Source organism: Mesorhizobium sp. M0437 (assembly GCF_040321335.1).
Lineage (GTDB): Bacteria > Pseudomonadota > Alphaproteobacteria > Rhizobiales > Rhizobiaceae > Mesorhizobium.
The window spans coordinates 1-21,661 of record NZ_JAMYRK010000008.1; the positions used below are offsets into that span (position 1 = coordinate 1).

Sequence of the window (21,661 nt, forward strand, 5' to 3'; positions counted from 1 at the left end):
CCCCCCGGGGCGCGCGCCCCGCGGCGCGGGCCCCCCCCCCCCCGCCCACCCCCCCGCCGCCGCCCCCCCGCCCCGCCCCGCGCGCGCCGGTGACGAGTGCGGCGCGCTGGCCGGGCCGTTCGACAGCCTCTTTGAGCGCGACGGCGATCGCCACGGCTTCGTCGCGTTCGCTGGCGGCTTCGAGAAGCGTCACCTCGGCGAAGGCCTCGGCAATATCGCCGGCCCTAAAGCGGGCGCGCGTCTCGGCCCAGAGCTCGGTGGTCTCCGCCGGGCGCAGCGCTTCGCCGACAAGTGCGGCGCGCAGCGCAAGCGGTCGCGGCGCAACAGCAATCTCCTCGACATCGGCGCGCGGCACGCCGATCTTGCCGATCAACTTTGCCAGGCCGTATTGCGGGTGGCCAAGCACGGCTGGCCGCGCGCCCGGTGTGGTGATCGCGGCAAAGGATGGCTCGTCCAATGCCCGGTCGAGCCCGGGCAGCACAACGGCGCCATTGGGCAGACCGGCGATCACGGCAAGCAGCTCGGCCGTGGCGGGAATGGAGCCGGTGGACCCGGCGGCGATCACCGGTCCGGCTGGCGGATTACGCTTCAGCCGCGCCGCCTCCAGCCTTATCAGGGCATTACGATGCGCGGCCGGATTGGAACGATGGCGTTCCTCGAGCAGGTTCGGCCAGTTCTCCGTCACGATGGTCAGGAAGTCGAGTGTCACCTGCCACCAGCCTGCAAGATTGCCGGCTACAAGGTCGGCGAGCCTTGCCCAATCCGTGCCTTCGGTGTCGATCTCATCCATCAGGCGTGCAAGGTCGCGCGCCAGCCAGATGGCGTCGGCGGCGGAGGCCGGTATGACGATCTCCTCGTCGAACAATGCCGCGACATGTGCCGGCAGGCGGCGTTTCCACGCCCGCACCAGCGGCGCAAGCAGCAGAAGACGCTCGACCACGGCGATCGGCGGCGCAAGGTCGATGGCGACCGAACCTCCTGCCTCGAAGGCGGCTTCATCCTCATCGAACTCACCAAGCGGGCGGATGACCGGCAGGATCGCCGAGCGGCTTCCCGAGCGCGAGAGAGCATCGACGAAGACGCCGCGAAGCGCCCGCGCCGCACGGCGCGTCGGCACATAGATGGTGAGATCGGCCAGCGCCAGCGGATCGCCGTCATAGGCGAAGCCGGGAACCAAGCGCCCCGCAAGCAGCGCCTCGGCCAGCGTCGGCAGGAACGGCGCTCCGGGCGGGATCGAGAAAACGCGGCGGGAGCCGCTCATTTCGACTCGGTAAGAGCGCCGGGTGCCTCACCGACAGCATTGGGCGTGCCGGCAAGCGCGGCGGCGACCGCTGCTTCCGCCCGCGGGATCGCGTCAGGTGTGCCGACAGTAATCCAGTGGCCCTGCATTTTCATGCCGAACAGGCGGCCGGCGGCGATTGCCGCATCGAAATAGGCGTTGAGAGAGTGTGGACCGGCCGGCGCATCCTTGAAGATGCGCGGATGGACGATTGCGGCGCCGGCATAGATCAGGCCGGCCGGATCGTTGTTCGCACGCCGCAAGGCGCCGTCCGGCGCCATCAGGAAATCGGTGCCGCCGCTATGTCCGGTTGCCGACTGGAGATCCGCAAGCATCAGCAGAATGTCCATTGTCGCGCCCTCCCATGCAAGGGCAAGTCGCCTGAGACTGGAAACGCCGCTGTCGATCCAGAAGGTGTCGGCGTTGAGCACATAGAAGGGCGCCCCTAACCTGGGCAATGCCTTGACGATACCACCGGCGGAGTCAAGCAAGCCCCTACTCTCATCCGAGATGACGATTCTCGGCGCACTGCGGCGGGCTACATGGTCCACGATCTGTTGCGGGAGGTAATGGACGTTGACGACGGCCTTGGCGACGCCGGCTCCGGCTAGGCAGTCCAGCCCCCAGTCGAGCAATGTCTTGCCGGCGACCTTGACCAGCGGCTTCGGCATGGTGTCGGTGATCGGCCGCATGCGCTTGCCGAGCCCGGCGGCGAGCACCATGGCGGTCGTCGGCATCGGCTGCTCATCCGCCGCCTTCAGGCCCAAATCCTTAGCCGTCAAATCGAGCGTTCCTCCAGGAAGCCGTGGGCGATGTAGAAATCCTGCAGCCCGGCCAGCGCCGGATGCGCCAGTGCCCGGCGAAGATAGTCGCGGATGCGCGGCAGATGCTTCAGATAATAAGGCTTGCCGTCGCGTTTTTCGAGCCGCACGAAGATGCCGAGGATCTTGGAATTGCGCTGTGCGGCCATGATTGCATAGGTTTCGCGGAATTCGTTCTCATCGAAGGCACCGGCAGCACGTCGCGCGGCGATGTAGGCGGCGAGCGTGTGCTTTTCGATTTCAGGTGAGATGGTGACGCGCGCGTCCATGGCGAGCGAGGCGACGTCGTAGGCTGACGGACCGATCAGCGCATCCTGGACATCGACGACGCCGAGGCGATCGTGACCGGAACGGTCAGCGCGCCAGATCAGGTTGGGTGAATGGAAATCGCGCAGCATCAGCGTGTATTCGCGCCCCTCCAGCCGATCGAGCACCGCACTCCATTCGCCGCGGTAACCGGCGCGCAGCGCCTCGCTAGGCGGAGCGCCTGATATCGCCGGGGCATACCAGTCGACCAGCAATTCGGCCTCGATCATCATGGCGTCGCGGTCGAAAGGCGGCACCTCGTGGAAGACGCCGGGGCCGGCCTGCATGCAGGCCGGCCATGTTTTGCCGTGCATCATGGCAAGCAGTTCGGCCGCCGCCGCATAACGCGCAGCCACCGGCTGGCCGCGCTTGTCGAGGAAGCCTTGGGAACCGAGATGCTCCAGCAGGAGAAAACCCTGCTCGAGATCCTGGGCATGGATTTCCGGGACGCTGACGCCGCCGGCCCGCAAGGCCCGGTCGATGGCGACGAACGCCGAAACAGATTGCGCGGTGTGAGCGATCTCGGCATAGGGTTTGCCGTCGCGGACTGGCGGTCCGAGCACCAGCCTTGGCGAGTTCATCAGCACGCGCGGCGGAAATCCGGCGAGCGTGACGATCTCGTAGGAGCGAGCCGAGGCATCACCGATGAAATACCGTCGCTGCGCTTCGCCCCAACCGGCCTGCCCGAGAAAATCGCGCATTGCCAGCGATCGCGCCGCGCGCTCGAAGGCGGCGCCCTCTCCCGATAGTCTCGCCAGTCGGCCGTCGCCCTGCTGGAGAAGTTCGACCAGCACCGAGGTTTTCGGCAGATATGCCTCTGCCCGCTCCGGCCATTCGACCAGCGCGGCGCCTTGCGTCAGCGCCTCGTAGAAGCCCAGCTCGTCCAGCTCGGATGCCGTGCCCAAGCGGTAGAGATCGAAATGATGAACCGGCACACGCGTGTCGTAGCTCTGGACCAGCGTGAAGGTCGGGCTCGGCACGTCGAGCCCGGCATCGTCGGCCAGTGCCCTGATCAGCGCCCGTGCCAAGGTCGATTTGCCGGCGCCGAGATCGCCCTTGAGGGCGAGCACGTCGCCAACGCGCAGCGACATGGCGAGATCCTCGCCGAACCTTGCCGTCGCAGCCTCGTCGGCGAGAAAACGCTCCAGCACCAATACCGCCATCGAACGCGCTACTCGGCCGCCGCGCGGATGCCGGACGGCGTGTCGGGAAAGGCGCAAACAACCGTGGTGCCCTTATCCCTGCCGGTCTCGATGCGGACGCTGCCGCCATGCAGTTCGACAAAGCTCTTGACGATCGACAGGCCGAGCCCGGCGCCACGGCGGCGGCCGCCATTGGTGCGCGGCTCGAAGCGCCGGAACACTGAGTCAAGCAGGTCCGGCGGCATGCCGGGGCCGTCATCGTGAACGGAAAATTCCACGCCGTCGGCAAGTTGGCGGCAGGCGAGCGTTATGGTGCTCGCCTCCGGCGCGTAATTGGCGGCATTGCTGAGCAGATTGAAGAGGATCTGGCGGACGCGGATCTCGTCGCCGTGGAAGGTTTTCGGCGCGGCCGCCGCGTCGATCCTGAGCTTGATCGCATGTTCCTCCAGCCGGTCGGCGACCAGTTCGGCGGCAGCCGTAATGGTTCGATCGATGTGAACTTCGGAAATGTCGAGTTCCATGATGCCGGCATCCACCGTCGCCAGGTCGAGGATGTCGTTGACGATGGTGAGCAGGACCGAGGAGGACGAGCCGACATGCCCGATATATTCGCGTTGCTTCTGGTTCAGCGGACCAGTCGACGGCAGTGAAAGAAGCTCGGTAAAGCCGATGATGTTGGTGAGTGGCGAGCGCAGCTCATAGGAGACGTGCTGCACGAATTCGTTCTTGATCTGGTCGGACTTTTGCAGCGCCTCATTCTTGTCCTTCAGCGCCCGCTCGACATTAACGCTGTCGGTAACGTCGACGAAGGTCATCATCACCTGGCCGTTGGGCAAAGGGATGACGGCGTAGCGCAAAACGGTGCCGTTGTTCAATTCGGTTTGGCCGTGGCGGTCGCGGCGCTCGTCGTCGAAGCCGGTGATGGCGGCAACGAACCCGCCCCACGGACTGTCGACGGCACGGCGGTCGCAAAGGTCGCGGATCGTCGAGACATGGACGTTGGGTTTTGAGGCATCGGCATCCAGCCCCCACAATGCCGCGAACGCCGGGTTCGACAGTCTCAGCCTGCCGTCGGGGCCGAACACAGCGACGCCTTCGGCGAGGTTGTCGAGCGTCTCGCCCTGGACCCGGACGGCGGTCTGGTAGCGGCTTTCAAGGTCCATCTTCTCGGTCAGGTTCTCGAACACCCAGGTGACGCCGCCCTTGGGCTGCGGATTGGCGACGACGCGAATGGTCTTGCCGTCCGGCAGATGCCACCAATGCTCCTGCGATTCAACCGCGCGGTAAGCGCCGAGCAGGCTCTCTTTCCAGCGCCGCCATTCGGGCTGCTCGGCGATCTTGCCTTCGCTGCGCAGGCGATCGAGCAGCAAGGCGTTGTCCGGCGCGCTGTGCAGGAAGCCGCTGTCGAGGCCCCATAGTTTCTGGAACGCCTGATTGAAAAACCGCAATTTCTCGTCGGTGTCGAAAATCGCCACGGCGGTGTTGAGCTGATCGAGCGTGTCGGCGTGGCTCTGCATGGTCCGCTCATATTCGGCGCGAATGGCCTCGATAGCGCTGATGTCGCAGGCAAGACCAGCCGAACCATCCGCCCCGGCAAAATCGGTCACGGCAAACATACGGCGATCGCCTTCGATGACCGTGGAGAGCGTCTGTTCAAAGACCGCGCGCGACTTGTGCTGCGCAGCGATCGTGTCGCGCGCCTGGCCGCCGAGGAATTCCTTGCCATCGCGGACCGCCGCTTCGGCATTCTCGGCCTCGACCGCTTCGGCATACGCGCGGTTGACCCATTTCAGCCGCCCGTCGACAGTACGCAGCCATGACGGCATCTTGAGCGCATCCAGAAGACCGATCAGCGTCTCATGGTCGGCAGCTAAGCGCTGGTTCTCGATCTTCAGCCTGGCCTGGCTTCGCTGTGTCTCCGAAAGCGAGACGAAGCGAACCAGCACATGCGCCGCACTCTTGCGGCCGTGAACCTCGAGCGGCTGGCCGGCCTGCGATTCGATGACCAGATCGAACGGCTTTGCCTTGTCCCGCAGTGCCGCGACGGCATGTTCGAGTGCGGCCGCCGAACGCGGCATCAGCCAGCGGCCGAAAGCCAGGAAGGCCGCCCGGTCCTCCGGCGCGCCGCTCTCGATCGGCAATGTCCCGACAAGCTCGGGCTTCTTGTTCTCGGCCGCCCATACCACCACGCGCTGATCGCGGGAATGGAGCAGCGCCTCCGAGCGCTGCAGCGCGGCATTGACGTCGGCGATACGGGTCCTGAGCTCGGCATTTTCCGCCGCGGTGCGCGCCCGTTCGCGGATCAGAAAGATGGCCGACAGCAATGCCGCCCCCATGACGCCGACGAACATGGCGAGTTGCATGACCTCGACCGTGCTGACCGACAGCCCGGCCTTTTGCGCCACGCGGGTTTGGGCATGTGCAGTAAAGCCAAGCAGCGGACCAACCAGCGCGGAAGAAGCAAGCAGCACCCCGACACGGCTGCCGGCGCGCCATAGAAGGCTGCCGCCTCTGGCAGCGGAGCCCGTGATCGAATCGCTATGGCCGCCGGAAACGGCCTGTCCCGCGCAAGGCGGGTTATCCCCCGGCATGTCTTGGTCCTCTTCGCCGCCTGAATGCAAGACCGCCCTGATGCGTGCGCCCGGGCCTCGTCCCCGGACCGCGAATCAGCACCATAGCGCTTGCGCGAATCGGCGTGAAGAATCAATCAGCGCAAAAATAAAGCCGGGCGAAAAGTCAATCGCCCGGCTTCAATATCTAGTGGCAAGTTTCGCCGTGGCTAATAGCGGTAGTGTTCCGGCTTGAACGGTCCGTGCGGAGTGACGCCGATATAGGCGGCCTGTTCGCCGGACAGTTCGGTCAAGCGGGCACCGAGCTTGTCGAGATGCAGGCGCGCGACCTTTTCGTCGAGATGCTTCGGCAGGACGTAGACCTGGTTCTCGTACTGGCCGGGCTTGGTGTACAGCTCGATCTGGGCCAACACCTGGTTGGTGAAGGACGCCGACATGACGAAGCTCGGGTGGCCGGTAGCGTTGCCGAGGTTGAGCAGGCGGCCTTCCGACAAAAGGATCATCCGCTTGCCATCCGGGAAGGTGATCATATCCACCTGAGGCTTGATGTTGGTCCATTTCAGGTTGCGCAGCGACGCCACCTGGATCTCGTTGTCGAAGTGACCGATGTTGCCGACGATCACCATGTCCTTCATCAGGCGCATGTGGTCGAGGGTAACGACGTCCTTGTTGCCGGTGGTGGTGATGACGATGTCGGCCGTCGGCGCTGCGTCTTCGAGCGTGACCACCTCGAAACCGTCCATCGCCGCCTGCAGCGCGCAGATCGGATCGACCTCGGTGACCTTGACGCGGGCGCCGGCGCCCTTGAGCGAAGCCGACGAGCCTTTGCCGACGTCGCCATAGCCGCAGACAACCGCGACCTTGCCGGCCATCATCGTGTCGGTGCCGCGGCGAATGCCGTCGACAAGCGATTCCTTGCAGCCATATTTGTTGTCGAATTTCGACTTGGTGACGGAATCATTGACGTTGATCGCCGGGAACGGCAGCAGGCCTTTTTTCTGCAACTGATAGAGCCGGTTGACGCCGGTCGTCGTCTCTTCGGTAACGCCGCGGATCGCTTCCTTCTGCTTGGTGAAGAAGCCGGGCGATGCCTGCATGCGCTTCTTGATCTGGGCAAACAGGATCTCTTCCTCTTCGCTGCCCGGATTGGACAGCACATCCTCGCCGGCCTCGGCGCGGGCGCCGATCAGGATGTACATGGTGGCATCGCCACCGTCGTCGAGGATCATGTTGGAGGTGCCGCCATCGGCCCACTGGAAGATCTTGTCGGTGTAGACCCAATAATCCTCCAGCGTCTCGCCCTTGACGGCAAACACCGGAATTCCGGCCTCGGCAATGGCCGCGGCAGCGTGGTCCTGGGTCGAGAAGATATTGCAGGAAGCCCAGCGGATATCGGCGCCGAGCGCCTTAAGCGTTTCGATCAGCACCGCCGTCTGGATGGTCATGTGCAGCGAGCCGGTGATGCGCGCGCCCTTGAGCGGCTTCTTGTCGCCGAATTCTTCGCGGCAGGCCATCAGGCCCGGCATTTCGGTTTCGGCGATCTCGATCTCCTTGCGGCCCCAGCCGGCAAGCGCGATGTCTGCGACCACATAGTCCTTGCTACCCGTCATGGCAGTGCTCCGATGCGAATTGATTGCGGGACGCGCCCGCCCCGAAAGCGTGTCGGAGGGCGCGAGGTGCCGGCCTGACTAGCAGATCGGGAGTCGGACGACAATGGGATATAAAGAAATCTTTATCCGTGCATGTCTTCAGCGGCGGCGGCCATGAGAGCGCGCAGAAGGGGTGCTGTCCAAGGTGGCCGTCCCTCAGACCTCAGATCGGCAACACTTTCAAAGCCGGAAACAAAAACCCGCCTCGGCGGGCGGGTCTTCGGGGCCAATTGGCACCATAGCGAAATTAGTAGCATAGCTGCCGGCACAAAGCAAGAACAAAATACGCGACGGTCGCGCAAAAATGCGATTTCCTTCACCGCCGCAAGGTTGCACCGAACATGCCGTAGCAGGTGCCGTCGGCGAAGCCGTCAGCACTCCTCGCCGAAACGGGAAGCAACCAGTTGCTCCAGCGCATCGATGACCTCTTCGGCCTCCGGGCCGGTGGCGGTGACGCGTATCGAATAACCGGGGCTCGCCGCCAGCATCATCAGGCCCATGATCGAGGTGCCGCCGACCTTGACGCCGTCCTTCTCGACCTGGACCGTGGCGTTGAAGCCGCTGGCGATTTGAACGAACTTGGCCGAGGCGCGCGCATGCAGGCCGCGCTGGTTGACGATTGGAAAGTCGCGAACGATCTTGTCCTTTTCCGGCAACAGCGCGCTCATTTGCTGCTCAGGAGTTGACTGGCGACATTGATGTATTTGCGGCCGGCAGCCTGCGCCTCATCCAGCGCGGCCGTCATGTTGTCGCCCTTGCGAACGCTGGACAGCTTGATCAGCATCGGCAGGTTCATGCCGGCAATGACCTCGATACGCCCGGATTCCATCACGGAAATGGCGAGGTTAGAGGGCGTGCCGCCGAACATGTCGGTCAAAACGATGACGCCTGATCCCGTATCGACGCGGCCGACTGCCTCGATAATGTCGCGGCGGCGCTGTTCCATATCGTCGTCGGCACCGATCGCCACGGTCTCGAAATTGTCTTGTGGCCCAACGACATGTTCCACGGCATTGCGGAACTCGGCGGCCAGTTGACCGTGCGTTACAAGCACGAGTCCGATCATTCTTTGGTGGCTCCCGTCATCGCCGCTTCACAGGCGCATTTTATGCTCGCCGACCGTTCCAGGTGGCGGGAGCGCTATCTTGTCGACGCAAGGCCCGTTGACAAGCCCAAAATTGCGCCGGCCCAAGCCAATTTGACGCATTGCAGCAAAAAATCGAAATCGGATCACAGGAAAGGCGCAATCGACAGGCGCGACATCACTGCCGGCAAGGCCGCCGCTACATTGCGCCCGGCAAGATCGATGCGCGGCACTGGTACGCCGACAACGAGTTCGCAGCAGTCTTCCTGGAAGCGGGCCATTTTGCCGGCTGGCACCAGCCGGATAATGAGGTCGATCACGCAGCTTGGCTCGAACCGTATCGGTTTGGGGCCGAATCCCGGGACCTCGACGAGGCCGGCTATGCTGGCTGGTGCGCGGCAGACCAGCCGCCCGTCGCAATCTGCAGCATAGAGCTGGTCATCGCCGATCAGCCGGGAAAACAGCCCACGCTGGCTGCAATGATCGATCAAGGCGAGCCCCAGCGTCGTCTTGCCCAAGCCGGACGGTCCGGTGATGAGAATGCCGCGATCACCTATCAGGATCGCGGTGCCGTGAATATTTTCAGGCTGCACAATAGGACCAGGCGTGATTGGAATTCATCCGTCAGCCTTCCGCCGGCAGCGTCACCACGAAGCGCGCGCCCTTGATCTCGCCAGGCTTGGTGCCCGGGATGTTCTCGGCGCTCAGCGTGCCGCCATGAGCTTCAACGATCTGCCTGGATATCGACAGGCCAAGGCCCGAGTTCTGACCGAACGCCTCGCCGGCCGGCCGATCGGTATAGAACCGCTCGAAAATGCGGTCGATGTTATCGGCCCGGATACCGGGTCCATTGTCGTCGATGGTGACGATGTTGAACTTGCCGGCGCGCGCCAGCGATATGGTGATGTGGCCACGTTCCTCGGGAACGAACGAGCGGGCATTCTCGATCAGGTTGGTGATCACCTGGCCGATCCTCAGATCATGACCGACGACGAAGTAGCCTTTCACGCCCTGCGGCAGTTTGGCGACCTTGAATTCGATCTCGACCGCCTTCTTGTTGCGCGTGGCCTCGCGCGAGACGGCGACCAGATCGGTGATGAACTTCTTGAGGTCGACGGTTCCTGCATCTTCCCGCGCCAGCTCGGCATCGAGACGGGAGGCATCGGAAATATCGGTGATGAGACGGTCAAGCCGCCTCACATCGTGCTGGATGATATCCATCAGCCGGCTGCGCGAATTGTCGTTCCTGGCCAGCGGCAATGTCTCCACCGCGCTGCGCAGCGAGGTAAGCGGGTTCTTCAACTCGTGCGAGACATCCGCGGCAAAACTTTCGATCGCCTCGATGCGGGCGTAGAGCGCGTTGGTCATGTCGCGCACGGCGATCGACAGATTGCCGATCTCGTCCTGGCGGTCGGAGAAGTCGGGGATTTCCTCGCGGTTCTTGACGCCGCGGCGAACCCTGACCGCCGCCGCGGAAAGCCGGCGCAGCGGGTTGGCGATGGTGGAGGCCAGCAGCATCGACAGGATGGCGGTAACCAGGGCGGCAATGCCGAACACGCGCAGGATCGCCTTGCGCTCGGCCGCGACGATCTTGTCGATGTCGCCGCCTTCGGTCGACAGCATCAGCACGCCGAGAACGGCACGGAAGCGCTGGATCGGTACCGCCACTGAAACGATCTGCTCGCCCTGCTCCGAGATCCGCACGATCGTCGACGGACTGCCGGTAAGCGCCTTGACCACTTCCGGAAACGCGGCGCCGTTGCCACCTGGCTGCTCGCGATAGACAGGCAGCTGCTTGTTGCGAAAGAAATCAAAGACGAATTTCTGGATGCGCTCCAGAAGGTCTGGCTGTTCCTCTTCGACCGGCGGCAGGTCGTAGCGAAGGATCTGGCCGCGCGAATAGAGATGGCGGGAATCGAGCAGCAGGTTGGCGTCGCGGTCGTAAATGCGGGCTCGGGTCCGCGTCGGCGAGATCAACCGCCTGAGCACCGGCGCCACGCGCTCCGGATTGATCGGGAAATCGAGGTTATCGAGCTGATCGGAGCCCGGGCCGAGGCTTTCGCCGGCCTGCAACTCGAGCAGCTTCTCCGGATCGATGCTGATCGAATCGGTCTCGACCGTCGCCGAGGCGGCAATCGCGCCGGCGATGATCTCGCCTTGAGTCATCAGGCTCTCGACACGGGCGTCGATCAGCCCGTCGCGAAAGGTATTGAGATAGAGAATGCCGGTGACCAGGACGGCAAGGCCGGCAAGGTTGAGAAAGAGGATACGCCGCGTCAGGCTGGAAAAGATGTGATGGCCGAGAAACCGGCGCATCGGCACCGTAATTTTCGACACGAAGGCGGGCAGAATCCGCGGCGGGCGCCTGGCGGCGCCCGACCGTCTCACTCGCTCTACTTGCACTGCCATCGAATAGCAGCTCCCGCTCGACTCAAGCTTCGCGGAACCGATATCCGACTCCGTAAAGGGTTTCGATCATTTCGAAGTCATCATCAACGGCCTTGAACTTTTTGCGCAGCCGCTTGATGTGACTGTCGATGGTGCGGTCATCGACATAAACCTGCTCATCATAAGCCGAATCCATCAGCGCATCACGGCTTTTTACAACGCCCGGACGCTGGGCCAGCGAATGCAGGATGAGGAACTCGGTGACGGTCAGCGTCACCGGCTCGCCCTTCCAGGTGCAGGTGTGGCGCTCCTGGTCCATGACAAGCTGGCCGCGCTCAAGCGACCGGGCCTGCTGGTTGGGCGCCTTGGCCGCCGCCTCGCGGGTGCTGGCGCGGCGCAGCACGGCGCGGACGCGCTCCACCAGAAGACGCTGCGAGAAGGGTTTGCGGATGAAGTCGTCGGCGCCCATCTTGAGGCCGAACAGTTCATCGATCTCATCGTCCTTGGAGGTCAGGAAGATTACTGGCAGGTCGGATTTCTGACGCATCCGGCGCAGCAACTCCATGCCGTCCATGCGCGGCATCTTGATGTCAAGGATGGCGAGGTTCGGCGGGCGCGCCGCCAGTCCCTCCAGCGCCGATGCCCCATCCGTGTAGGTTTCGACCCGATAACCCTCGGATTCGAGGGCGATCGAAACCGAAGTCAGAATGTTGCGATCGTCGTCGACAAGCGCGATTGTTGCCATTTCAAGCGGCTCCCTCATGAGCTGTCCCTTCTTTCGTCGAGAAGGGGCTTTTGCAGGACAAATTAGGTACAAAATGTGGCACAGGCTGTATCCGCTGTCACGCGCGGCATGTCGACGGCTACAATTGTACCTCGATATGGATGGGACGAATGAACATCGCCAATCCTTTGGGCAACCATCAGTGTTTTTGCACATATAAACGATTTAAACAACTTTCAAAATATTTAAATCGATTAATGATTTGATATCATTCGCCTTTTCTGGTTTTGACGTTTTTAGCTCCTGCAATGGGGGTTCCGGAATTCGCCGGTAAAGACGCGGTAAATCGAAGAAGGGACACCCATGTCGGAAGCCGGCAAACGCAATCCTGCATGTGCAATCGATCGCATCGGCCTGAGAACCACGGGCGTGGTACGCTATAATTTCAGCGCGGCCGCGCTCTACGAGGAGGCAATCCGCCGTGGCGAGGCCCGACTCACCGCGCATGGCGCGCTTGCCGCCGAGACCGGGCAGCACACCGGCCGCTCGCCCAGGGACAAATTCGTGGTGCGCGACGAAAGCACCGCGCCGCATATATGGTGGGACAACAACAAAGCGATTTCGCCGATCCAGTTCGATACGCTGCTTGCCGATTTTCGCGCCCACGCGGCTGGAAAGGACCTTTATGTGCAGGACCTGGTCGGCGGCGCCGACGAGGAACTGAAGCTGCCGACCAGGGTGATCACGGAGCTTGCCTGGCACTCCTTGTTCATCCGCAATCTGCTCATCCGACCGGCCGCCGCCGAACTCGAGCATTTCCTGCCCGATTTGACGATCATCGACCTGCCGTCGTTCCGCGCCGATCCCGCCCGCCACGGCACGCGCGGCGAAACGGTGATTGCCGTCGATCTTTCGCACATGATCGTGTTGATCGGCGGTACCTCGTATGCCGGCGAGATGAAGAAGTCGGTGTTCACCGTGCTCAACTATCTGCTCCCGGCAAAGGGTGTGATGCCGATGCACTGCTCGGCCAATGAAGGGCCCGTCGGCGACGCGGCCGTTTTCTTCGGCCTTTCCGGGACCGGCAAGACGACGTTGTCGGCCGACCCGTCGCGCACGCTGGTCGGCGACGACGAGCATGGCTGGGGACCGCACGGCATCTTCAATTTCGAGGGCGGCTGCTATGCCAAGACGATCAAGCTTTCGGCCGAAGCCGAGCCGGAGATCTTCGCCACCACCCAGCGCTTCGGCACGGTGCTGGAGAATGTGGCGCTCGACGCAGGCCGCGTGCCGGATTTCGACGATGGCGGGCTGACCGAAAACACACGCTGCGCCTACCCGCTCCACTTCATCCCCAATGCCAGCAAGACGGGGCGCGCCAGCCACCCGAAGAACATCATCATGCTGACCGCCGACGCATTCGGTGTGATGCCGCCGATCGCGCGGTTGACCCCGGCGCAGGCCATGTACCATTTCCTCTCCGGCTATACCGCCAAGGTGGCGGGGACCGAGAAGGGCGTTACGGAACCCGAAGCGACATTTTCGACATGCTTCGGCGCACCGTTCATGCCGCGGCATCCGTCGGAATACGGCAATCTGCTGCGCGAGCTCATCGCCCGCCACGGCGTCGATTGCTGGCTGGTCAACACCGGCTGGACCGGCGGCGCCTACGGCACCGGCAAGCGAATGCCGATCAAAGCAACGCGGGCGCTGCTTGCGGCGGCGCTCGACGGCTCGCTGAAAGCGGCCGACTTCCGCACCGACGCCAATTTCGGTTTCGACGTACCGGTGACGGTTGCCGGCGTCGACCGCGCCATTCTCGACCCTAGATCGACCTGGATCGACAAGCCCGCCTACGACCGGCAGGCGGCAAGGCTGGTCGGCATGTTCGTCGACAATTTCGAAAAGTTCGAAGCCCATGTCGACGCCACCGTGCTCGGCGCCGCACCACGCATGCAGGTAGCGGCTGAATAGCCGTCGCCCCTGGTGATGCTTCAAGGCCCGGCTTCAATCGGGCCTTTTCTTTTTTCGCCTGCCGCGCCATGAGTGCGGCATGAACGCCGACGACAAGATCATCATTACCGACGATGCGGTGATTAATCCGGGCGACCTGCACGAGGACTTCATCCGTTCGTCCGGCCCGGGCGGCCAGAACGTCAACAAGGTGGCGACGGCAGTGCAATTGCGCTTCGATGCCGCCAATGCGGCTGGCCTGTCGGAGCGGGTGCGCGAACGGACCATCAAGCTTGCCGGCCAGCGCGCCACCAAGGACGGCGTCATCGTCATCGAAGCCGGACGCTTCCGCACCCAGGAGCAGAACCGGGCGGACGCCCGGGCGCGGCTGACGGCACTGGTCGCCAAGGCCGCCGAACCACCACCACCGCCGCGCAAGAAGACCAGGCCGTCCAAAGGCGCGGTCGAAAGACGGCTCAAGAGCAAGGCCGGGCGCGGCTCGATCAAGAAACTGCGCGGCCGGGTCGGGGATGAGTGACAGCCGAAGCGGCTTCGGATCTCAGATCGCCGGTTAAAGCGCGCAGCCACCGTCGGAGGCGGCTTTCGGGTCGCCGTTTTCATTTGACGGTGGCATTCTGATTTCTCCAGACCAACGGATTAACCGACGCGATGCTCGTACTGCCCAAAGGCGTCCGCCATATGCCCGGCTACCTGTCGCGCGCCATGCAGGAAGTGCTGGTGGAAGCTATCAGGCAGGTCGTGCAGAAGGCGCCGCTGTTCGTGCCGGCGATGCCGCGTACCGGCAAGGAGATGAGCGTGCGCATGACCAATTGCGGTCCGCTGGGCTGGGTCACCGACAAGGAGCACGGCTATCGCTACCAGCCGACCCACCCGGTGACCGGAAGGCCTTGGCCGCCGATCCCGGAGATGCTGCTCGAACTGTGGCGGGATGTATCTGCCTATGCGCACCTGCCGGAAGCCTGCCTGGTCAATTTCTATTCGCAGGATGCCAAGATGGGTCTTCACCAGGACCGCGACGAGAGCGATTTCTCCGCGCCTGTCGTCTCGGTGTCGCTCGGCGACGATTGCCTGTTCCGGGTCGGCCAGACGACGCGCGACGGCGCCACCAAATCGTTCAGGCTGAGGAGCGGCGACGTCGTCGTGCTTGGCGGCGAAGGGCGGCTCTGCTTTCACGGCGTCGACCGTATCTACCCGTCGACCTCGGCATTGCTCAGGAGTGGCGGCCGCATCAATCTGACGCTGCGACGGGTGACGATGCCGAAATAGGCTGTTCGGGTGGCCGGTGGCCCGGGCGGACATAATCGTCGCGCAGATAGATGCGCTCGGTCTCGTCCTCGATAAGAATGCGGTAGTGCGCCAGGATGGCGTCAAAGCCAAAACGCTCCATCAATTGGCTTGTCCACATCGTGTTGTTTTTCTTGAAGACGACGATATCCGGGCGCAGACGCACGAACTCTTCGCGTTTGCTTTCGACGTAGCGCGCCATGATGGCTTGGTAACGCATGGCTTCGGCGGTGTCACCCGAGAGAGATGCCTGCCGGGACAGGGAAAGTGCGAACGCTCCAAGCCAATCGCTGACGTGGGTCGAAACGAACTGCCCATCGATCATACGGTTCAACGGATGTCCCGAGGAAATATCCGAACTGACCAACGCTACGGTCGGCCGATCGGTGGCGGCGCGAATTGCAGCAACCAGCGCCGGCCCTGGTTTCTGGGTGCTCCAGTACGGCAAGAAAGCGATTGCCACCGCCGCCAATGCCCAAGCTCGCGAAGGAGCCGTCACGAACGTCAACAGCTTCGACGGCCGCTGCACGATCCTGGGCAGTGCCAACAGGCAGAAAATGGCTGCCACAGCGCAAAAGATCGCGGGATAGGCATGATAAGACCAGCCTTTGGCTTGGTAGAACAGGGGAAACATGCCGGCGATCGATGCCGCCAACGCTACCGCCGCCAGCTCTGGAAACCGCCTGGCCGGCCACAGCCACCAGATCAGGAAGACAAGGAAACACCACGAGAAACCGTAGCCGATCACAATCGGCCAAAAGATGCCGATCTTTGCATAAACGTCCGCCAAGAGGGGATAGATGTCGCGCACAAATTCCGGATGGATCAGCGTGACCGTGCTGAGATAGACAACGCAGATGCCGCCAATGACCCAGTGTTCCAGGGCGAAGATCGATTTCAGACTGCGCCGGCGCACTGCAACGACCAGCGCCGGCGCCAACACCATGATCGCATAGTAGGGCTTGACCAGCAGCAGAATGCTGCCCGACAGGCCGGCGAGTACGGCGAGCCCGGGGTCTGGTTGGGCAGCTGCATCTCTGCGCGCGCGCCAGGCATGAAGCGCAAGCAGCGGCATGAAAAGTGCCATGCCGATATGCTCCCGCTCGCTGAAGGCATTTCCGGGGAAGACCACCAACATTGCGCAAAACGCTGGCCCCAGTGCAAACAATGATGCAGTTTCGGTGAAACCCGCACGCTTGACGATCACGCCCGAGAGCGAAAGTCCGATAAGCACGGCAAGGTATGTCCAGGCCTCAACCAGGATTTCCGGGGCGGTGCCCAGCAATCTGGCTGCAGCCACTGGCGGCAGATAGAGCCAGACGCTGAATGGGGGATTGGTCTCGTAGATTTGCGAGTAAAGCCGCTCACCGGACAGCATACGCTCGCAGACCGTGATCAGCCAGCTAGTGTCGGGAACAGTCCCCCAACGTCGCTGCCAGAAGATCGAGAAGACGGTGACTGCGGCAATGGCCAGGACATTGCGGCTAGGAAGCAGCGACGCCGCAATATCCCGGTCGCGCCAGCGGCTCAAGCCGCCAATGTCGTTCGAGACGCTCATGCTGTTGCACCGAGGCTCTCGAGATCGAGCCATATGTCGTCCAGTGGAGCGATTGGATCCAGCCGTGTCATGGGTTTCCGGGGGCTCCTGCTCAATCGGTTTGGAGCGGCGCAGGCGCCGTGTAACGCAGATAGACAGTGATTTCCGGCTCGGCGTGCAGCAGACGATAGCCGGCCAAGGCGACCTGGATCCGCTTGTCCTGCAGCATCAGGGCAGTCCACGCCGGCGAGCCTGACAGCACGATATCGGGCTTCTTCGCTGATATCTCGGCGGCGTTTTCGCCGATCACCCGATCGCGGATGCTTTCAAGTTCCGGTCTCCGTTCGAGATCGCCGGTGACGCGGGCGAGCGTGTCCGCGTTGGAGACCGCCCAGGCGCTCGGATGGCGTGATATGAACCTGCCGCCGACCAGCCTGGCGAGGGGATGGGCAACCTGCATCTGGTCGGCAATCGACATGATGGCCGGGGTTTCGACCGTTGCGCGGATCGCGGCGACAGACCGGGCGATCGGGCCGTTATCCGTCGTCAGCGCCGCGTACTGTGCCCTGACCGCTATTTGCAGCACCAGCACGCAGCCGAAGATCAGGGCGGCCTTGCGAACGAAGCCTGCACTGCCGAATGTGCCGAACCGCACAAGCTGGATGCCAAATGCAAGTGTCGCAACAACGACCATCGGCAGCGCGTGATTGGGCCAACCCTTGCCCATGACAATGAAGGCCGGAATGAACCCCAGGGCGGTCAGGAGCGGAATCCTGACGTCCCAGTTCGTCTTTCTCAGGCCGCCGGCCGCAAGCACGGTGGCGGCGGCCAGAAGCAGCACCACTTTCGGCCAGTTTGCCAGCATATCGGCGGCAGAGGCCCTCAACGGAAGATAGACCTCCCTGACCAAGGGCAGGACGTCGCTGACGTAAGCGCGGTCGAAGAGCGCGATGGACGCTATATAGGCGGCCACGATCGCAGCGCCCACCAGGTTCTCTGCGACGAAGAGCGGTCTCAGCGACCGCCTTTCAAGCGCAAGACAGAGCGACGGCAACATGAAGGCCAGCACAAAATAGGGCGGCTTGACCATGACCACGACCGCCGCGCCGAAACCCGCGACCATGTGCTCCAGGCGCGAGCCCGCGCTGAAATCCAGGTTCCGCTGACGTGTGCATTGCAACGCCACCCAAGGCAGAATGGCAATCAATGCGAAGTGCTCGCGTTGGCCGAATTGATCCGGCATGAAACACAGGATCAAAAACAGGGCCGCCGCTGCCGCCCACAGCGCATGGGGCTGCCGGTAGACCGGTTCATCGCGCGCGAGAATGCGGACGGAAACGGAAAGACTGGCCAGGCTCAGGCAAACGACGCCAAGCGTCAGCCAGAATTCCGCACGCATGCCAGTGAGCTTTTCCAGGAGCATGAACGGCATGTAGAGCCAGATCGAGAAAGGTGGGTTGGTCTCCACGATGTCCGTGTTGAGCCGCTCTCCGCCAAGCAGGCGGTCGCAGACGACCAGAAGCCATGACACGTCGACATTGGTCGGGATTGCAACGGTGGATAGCCAGACGGCGTATGTGACGATCAGGCAGGCCAGCAGCAACGGAGCACCCGCTACGCCCGCAAAGGGCGAGAAGCGGTTGGCGCCGGGCAGCAGTTCACTGAGGGATCGCGCGCTAGAGACCACGAAACACCCACCGCCCGAGGACGACATAGTTGATGACCGGCACGGCAATGCAGGTGAGCAGGATCGGGATTGCGGCAGGGACGCCGAGCATCTGGGTCAAAAGCCCCGGCAGGGCGATCGCGACGGCGAGGCCGGAAGCGGTGAGCAGGAGGAAGCGGGGCAATTCCATAGCGTGACTGCCGCCCGAGGTGAACGTGAAATATTTATGCCCGGTGTAGGAGAACAACGCGGCGACGGCGTAGGCCGCAAACGATGTGAGCGCCCCCGGCAAGGCTGCCGTTGCCTGTCCACGCGACAGCAGAAAAGCGCAAACGGCGTAGATCAGCGTCGACGCGATGCCAATCAGCGCAAAGCGCGATAGTCGACGATACGAGCCGGTGCCCATGACGCGGTCAAGCTGCCAATTTCTCGTCGGGGCGAGCGGTTTCGACGGCGCTGTTCTTGCGGAATACCGCCAGCAGCGAAACCCCGAAGGGCAAGCTTGCATTTGGTATGATGCGGCCTTCCGCCGAAAACACTGCCTTCATCGCTGCATTCAGTGGTTTCGGCGGCGTGGCATGACCGGCTGGCAAGGCCGGCCTGCGCAACCTGTCCACCAGTCGTGCCAGCGCCGCTACCGGGAAGAGCGCGGCATTTGTGTAGCTCAGCCGGTCGATCGCGAAACCAGCCTTTTCAATTCGTTCACGCAGCAGATTGCGTGAATAGCGCCGCATGTGATGCAGCCCAACATCATGCGTGCTCCACAACCATTGGTGTGCTGGCACCGTGAGGACGACGCCGCCGCCCGGCTTCAGCATCTGGCGGATCGCGGCAAGCGACGCCTCGTCTTCGGCGACATGTTCCAGCACGTCGAACAGGCAGACGAGGTCGCAGCTTTGCGGCGCGACAGGAATGTTGTCCGGCAGATGTCCGGCGAGGAAGTCGCGGCCGGTCTTTTCCCAGGCAATCCTGCGCGCGAGATCGCTCATCTCGACTGCCGTCACTGCGCCGAACTGCTCCAGCATCCGGATGTTGCCGCCGGTGCCGGCGCCGATCTCGACGATGCGCGCGTTTTCAGGCAGGCCGATGCTGCGAATGACCGCCTCGGCGATGGCGCGACGCCCGCAGAACCACCAATGCTCGTCTTCGGTGGCGGCCATCTGTCGGTAGGCGTCGATCTCCATCAGCTCATTCCCTCATATTTGCGGCGCACGATGTAGATCGGACGCTGCTTGATCTCGGCGTAGACCCTGCCGAGGTATTGTCCGATGATGCCGATGCCGAGTAACTGGATGCCGCCAAGGAAAAGAACACTGACCAGCAGGGAGGCGTAGCCGGGCACATCAACGCCAAAGATCATTGTCTTGGCGACGATCAGCAGGCCGTAGAGGAACGACAGCGCGGAAATCGTCGCGCCGACATAGGTCCAGATTTCAAGCGGAGCGGTGGAGAAGCTGGTGATGCCTTCGAGCGCGAAGTTCCACAGCTTCCAGCCGGAGAATTTCGACTGGCCGGCGATGCGCTGATCGCGGACATATTCGACGCTTGCGGTACGGAACCCGACCCAGGCGAACAGGCCCTTCATGAAACGACGGCGTTCGGGCAAAGACCGCAGCGCCTGGATGACCTGGCGGTCGATCAAACGGAAGTCGCCGACATCGTGCGGGATCTTCTGCTGCGCGATCCAGTTGTGAACGCGGTAGAACATCGAGGCGGAGCGCTGCTTGAGAAAGCTGTCGCTCGACCGATTGGCTCGCTTGGCCAGAACAACCTCAAAACCCTCGCGCCACTTTTCTACAAGCAGCGGAATGACATGCGGCGGATCCTGCATATCGACATCCATCGGGATCGCTGCATCGGCATCGCAGCTGTCGAGCCCCGCGGTCATCGCGGCTTCCTTGCCGAAATTGCGTGAAAGGTCGATTACGTGGATGCGTGGATCGGTTTGTTGGGCTTCGATCAGCTTTTCGAGCGTCGTATCGCTGCTGCCGTCGTTGACGAAGATGAACTCGAGGGCAACGCCTTTGTCCTTCAGCGGCGCGGTGCTTTCGCATACCGCCTTCAGGAATGGAGCAATTGCGCCTTCCTCATTGTGGACAGGCACGATCAGGGCAATCGTTGCGCCGCCGCTGCCTGGACGTGCGATGCGGTCAGCTGCCGGCCGATCGATGTTTAGGAATGGCGCATTCATTTGTTTGCCGAGCCCGCAGATCAGGCCCGACAATAGAAAGACTGGGTTAAGATGACTTTAAGGAATGTCCCGGGATTTCACAGTTTCCTGAGCGCCACTTCCTCGACCAGATGGTTGGCGCCCTTGCGCAGGATGAGATCGGCTCGGGCGCGGGTCGGCAATATATTCTCGCGCAGATTCTTCAGGTTGATGTTGGTCCACAGGCCCTCGGCGATGGCGCGGGCCGCATCCTCGGAAAGTTGCGAATAGCGGTGAAAGAAGGAGGCCGGGTCGCGGAAGGCGGTTTCGCGCAACCGCATGAAGCGGGCGATATACCAGTGATGGATCAGCGCCTCCTCGGCATCGATGTAGATGGCAAAGTCGAAGAAATCCGACAGGAAAGGCACGATCTTGCCATCCTTCGGCAGCTTGCCCGGCTGCAGGACGTTGATGCCCTCGAAGATCAGGATGTCCGGCCGGTCGATGGTCTGGAACTCGCCCGGGATGACGTCATAGGTCAGGTGCGAATAGACCGGCGCGCGGACGTTGCGCTGCGCCGATTTGATGCCGGACAGGAAGCGCAGCAGCGCGCCGACGTCGTAGCTGTCCGGAAAGCCCTTGCGCTCCATCAGGTTGTTGCGGCGCAGGACTTCGTTCGGCAGCAGGAAACCGTCGGTGGTGACCAGGTCGACCTTGGGACTCGACGGCCAGCGCGCCAGCAGCTCCTTCAGCACGCGCGCCGTGGTCGATTTGCCGACCGCGACGGAACCGGCAATGCCGATGATGAACGGTGTCTTGGCCGCGTCCAGCGCGTTGAAGAAGGCCTGGCGCTGCCTGAACAGGAGTTGACTGGCTTCGACATGAGCCGACAACAGCCGCGACATCGAAAGATAGATGCGCTCGACCTCGTGGAGATCGACCGGATCGTTCAGCGACCGCAGACGACGGACCTCGTCCTCGGTGAGCGTCATCGGCGTATCGGCGCGGAACCGCGACCATTGCTCGGCCGAGAAGAAACGATAGGGTGAATACTTCTCGGTAGGAGCGAGCTGGTCCATCGAGTTCCT

At 62.8% G+C, this 21,661-nt stretch carries 19 protein-coding genes; 3 read left to right on the forward strand and 16 right to left on the reverse strand.

Annotated elements, in window-relative coordinates; genetic code table 11:
- From addB to NKI72_RS07525, 10 genes are all read right to left on the reverse strand, one after another.
- Positions 1–1,261, reverse strand: a 1,261-nt coding sequence (gene addB, locus NKI72_RS07480) for a double-strand break repair protein AddB (protein WP_352850017.1), incomplete at its 3' end; no start/stop codon positions are given.
- A complete protein-coding gene (locus tag NKI72_RS07485) occupies positions 1,258–2,001 on the reverse strand; it encodes a nucleotidyltransferase family protein (RefSeq protein WP_352832664.1) in 744 nt (247 codons plus the stop codon). The genes NKI72_RS07485 and addB, both read right to left, overlap by 4 nt.
- A gap of 56 nt (positions 2,002–2,057) precedes the next feature.
- Positions 2,058–3,569, reverse strand: a complete 1,512-nt coding sequence (gene tsaE / locus NKI72_RS07490) for a tRNA (adenosine(37)-N6)-threonylcarbamoyltransferase complex ATPase subunit type 1 TsaE (protein WP_352832568.1) — start codon at positions 3,567–3,569, stop codon at positions 2,058–2,060.
- A gap of 8 nt (positions 3,570–3,577) precedes the next feature.
- Positions 3,578–6,139 carry a sensor histidine kinase gene (locus tag NKI72_RS07495; RefSeq protein WP_352832570.1) on the reverse strand — a complete coding sequence of 854 codons (2,562 nt, stop codon included), beginning with the start codon at positions 6,137–6,139 and terminating at the stop codon, positions 3,578–3,580.
- A gap of 188 nt (positions 6,140–6,327) precedes the next feature.
- Positions 6,328–7,728 carry an adenosylhomocysteinase gene (gene ahcY, locus NKI72_RS07500; RefSeq protein WP_352832573.1) on the reverse strand — a complete coding sequence of 467 codons (1,401 nt, stop codon included), beginning with the start codon at positions 7,726–7,728 and terminating at the stop codon, positions 6,328–6,330.
- Positions 7,729–8,138: 410 nt separating this feature from the next.
- Positions 8,139–8,435, reverse strand: a complete 297-nt coding sequence (locus tag NKI72_RS07505; RefSeq protein ID WP_023677551.1) for an HPr family phosphocarrier protein — start codon at positions 8,433–8,435, stop codon at positions 8,139–8,141.
- On the reverse strand, positions 8,432–8,833 hold the full coding sequence (locus NKI72_RS07510) for a PTS sugar transporter subunit IIA (protein ID WP_023677550.1): 402 nt from the start codon (positions 8,831–8,833) through the stop codon (positions 8,432–8,434). Before NKI72_RS07510 ends, NKI72_RS07505 begins: the two co-directional genes overlap by 4 nt.
- A gap of 164 nt (positions 8,834–8,997) precedes the next feature.
- Positions 8,998–9,444, reverse strand: a complete 447-nt coding sequence (locus NKI72_RS07515) for an HPr kinase/phosphorylase (RefSeq protein ID WP_352832576.1) — start codon at positions 9,442–9,444, stop codon at positions 8,998–9,000.
- Positions 9,445–9,475: 31 nt separating this feature from the next.
- Positions 9,476–11,260, reverse strand: coding sequence for a sensor histidine kinase (locus NKI72_RS07520; RefSeq protein ID WP_023677548.1), 1,785 nt, complete (start codon positions 11,258–11,260; stop codon positions 9,476–9,478).
- A gap of 22 nt (positions 11,261–11,282) precedes the next feature.
- Positions 11,283–11,984, reverse strand: a complete 702-nt coding sequence (locus tag NKI72_RS07525; RefSeq protein ID WP_023677547.1) for a response regulator transcription factor — start codon at positions 11,982–11,984, stop codon at positions 11,283–11,285.
- A gap of 342 nt (positions 11,985–12,326) precedes the next feature.
- Between NKI72_RS07525 and NKI72_RS07530 the strand changes: the two genes are divergently transcribed.
- From NKI72_RS07530 to NKI72_RS07540, 3 genes are all read left to right on the forward strand, one after another.
- Entirely contained in the window at positions 12,327–13,937 is a 1,611-nt protein-coding gene (locus tag NKI72_RS07530; protein ID WP_352832579.1) for a phosphoenolpyruvate carboxykinase, read from the forward strand.
- 79 nt (positions 13,938–14,016) lie between these two features.
- Positions 14,017–14,454, forward strand: a complete 438-nt coding sequence (arfB, locus tag NKI72_RS07535) for an alternative ribosome rescue aminoacyl-tRNA hydrolase ArfB (RefSeq protein WP_023677545.1) — start codon at positions 14,017–14,019, stop codon at positions 14,452–14,454.
- Positions 14,455–14,585: 131 nt separating this feature from the next.
- Positions 14,586–15,203 carry an alpha-ketoglutarate-dependent dioxygenase AlkB family protein gene (locus NKI72_RS07540; protein ID WP_352850018.1) on the forward strand — a complete coding sequence of 206 codons (618 nt, stop codon included), beginning with the start codon at positions 14,586–14,588 and terminating at the stop codon, positions 15,201–15,203.
- On the opposite strand, the gene NKI72_RS07545 is transcribed toward NKI72_RS07540, so the two are convergent.
- The 6 genes from NKI72_RS07545 to coaA all read right to left on the reverse strand — a co-directional run bounded on the left by NKI72_RS07545 (position 15,166) and on the right by coaA (position 21,652).
- A complete protein-coding gene (locus NKI72_RS07545; RefSeq protein WP_352832581.1) occupies positions 15,166–16,599 on the reverse strand; it encodes a hypothetical protein in 1,434 nt (477 codons plus the stop codon). The two genes, NKI72_RS07540 and NKI72_RS07545, sit on opposite strands and share 38 nt — an antisense overlap.
- Before the next feature lie 271 nt (positions 16,600–16,870).
- Entirely contained in the window at positions 16,871–18,445 is a 1,575-nt protein-coding gene (locus NKI72_RS07550) for a hypothetical protein (RefSeq protein ID WP_352832584.1), read from the reverse strand.
- On the reverse strand, positions 18,435–18,830 hold the full coding sequence (locus NKI72_RS07555; RefSeq protein ID WP_352832587.1) for a GtrA family protein: 396 nt from the start codon (positions 18,828–18,830) through the stop codon (positions 18,435–18,437). The genes NKI72_RS07550 and NKI72_RS07555 overlap by 11 nt, the downstream gene beginning before the upstream one ends.
- Before the next feature lie 7 nt (positions 18,831–18,837).
- The gene (locus NKI72_RS07560; protein ID WP_352813969.1) at positions 18,838–19,608 is read right to left on the reverse strand and encodes a class I SAM-dependent methyltransferase; all 771 of its coding nucleotides are present in this window, start codon (positions 19,606–19,608) and stop codon (positions 18,838–18,840) included.
- Positions 19,608–20,615, reverse strand: coding sequence for a glycosyltransferase family 2 protein (locus NKI72_RS07565; RefSeq protein WP_352454814.1), 1,008 nt, complete (start codon positions 20,613–20,615; stop codon positions 19,608–19,610). The genes NKI72_RS07560 and NKI72_RS07565 overlap by 1 nt, the downstream gene beginning before the upstream one ends.
- A gap of 77 nt (positions 20,616–20,692) precedes the next feature.
- Positions 20,693–21,652, reverse strand: a complete 960-nt coding sequence (gene coaA / locus NKI72_RS07570; RefSeq protein WP_352451662.1) for a type I pantothenate kinase — start codon at positions 21,650–21,652, stop codon at positions 20,693–20,695.
- Positions 21,653–21,661 lie beyond the last annotated feature (9 nt).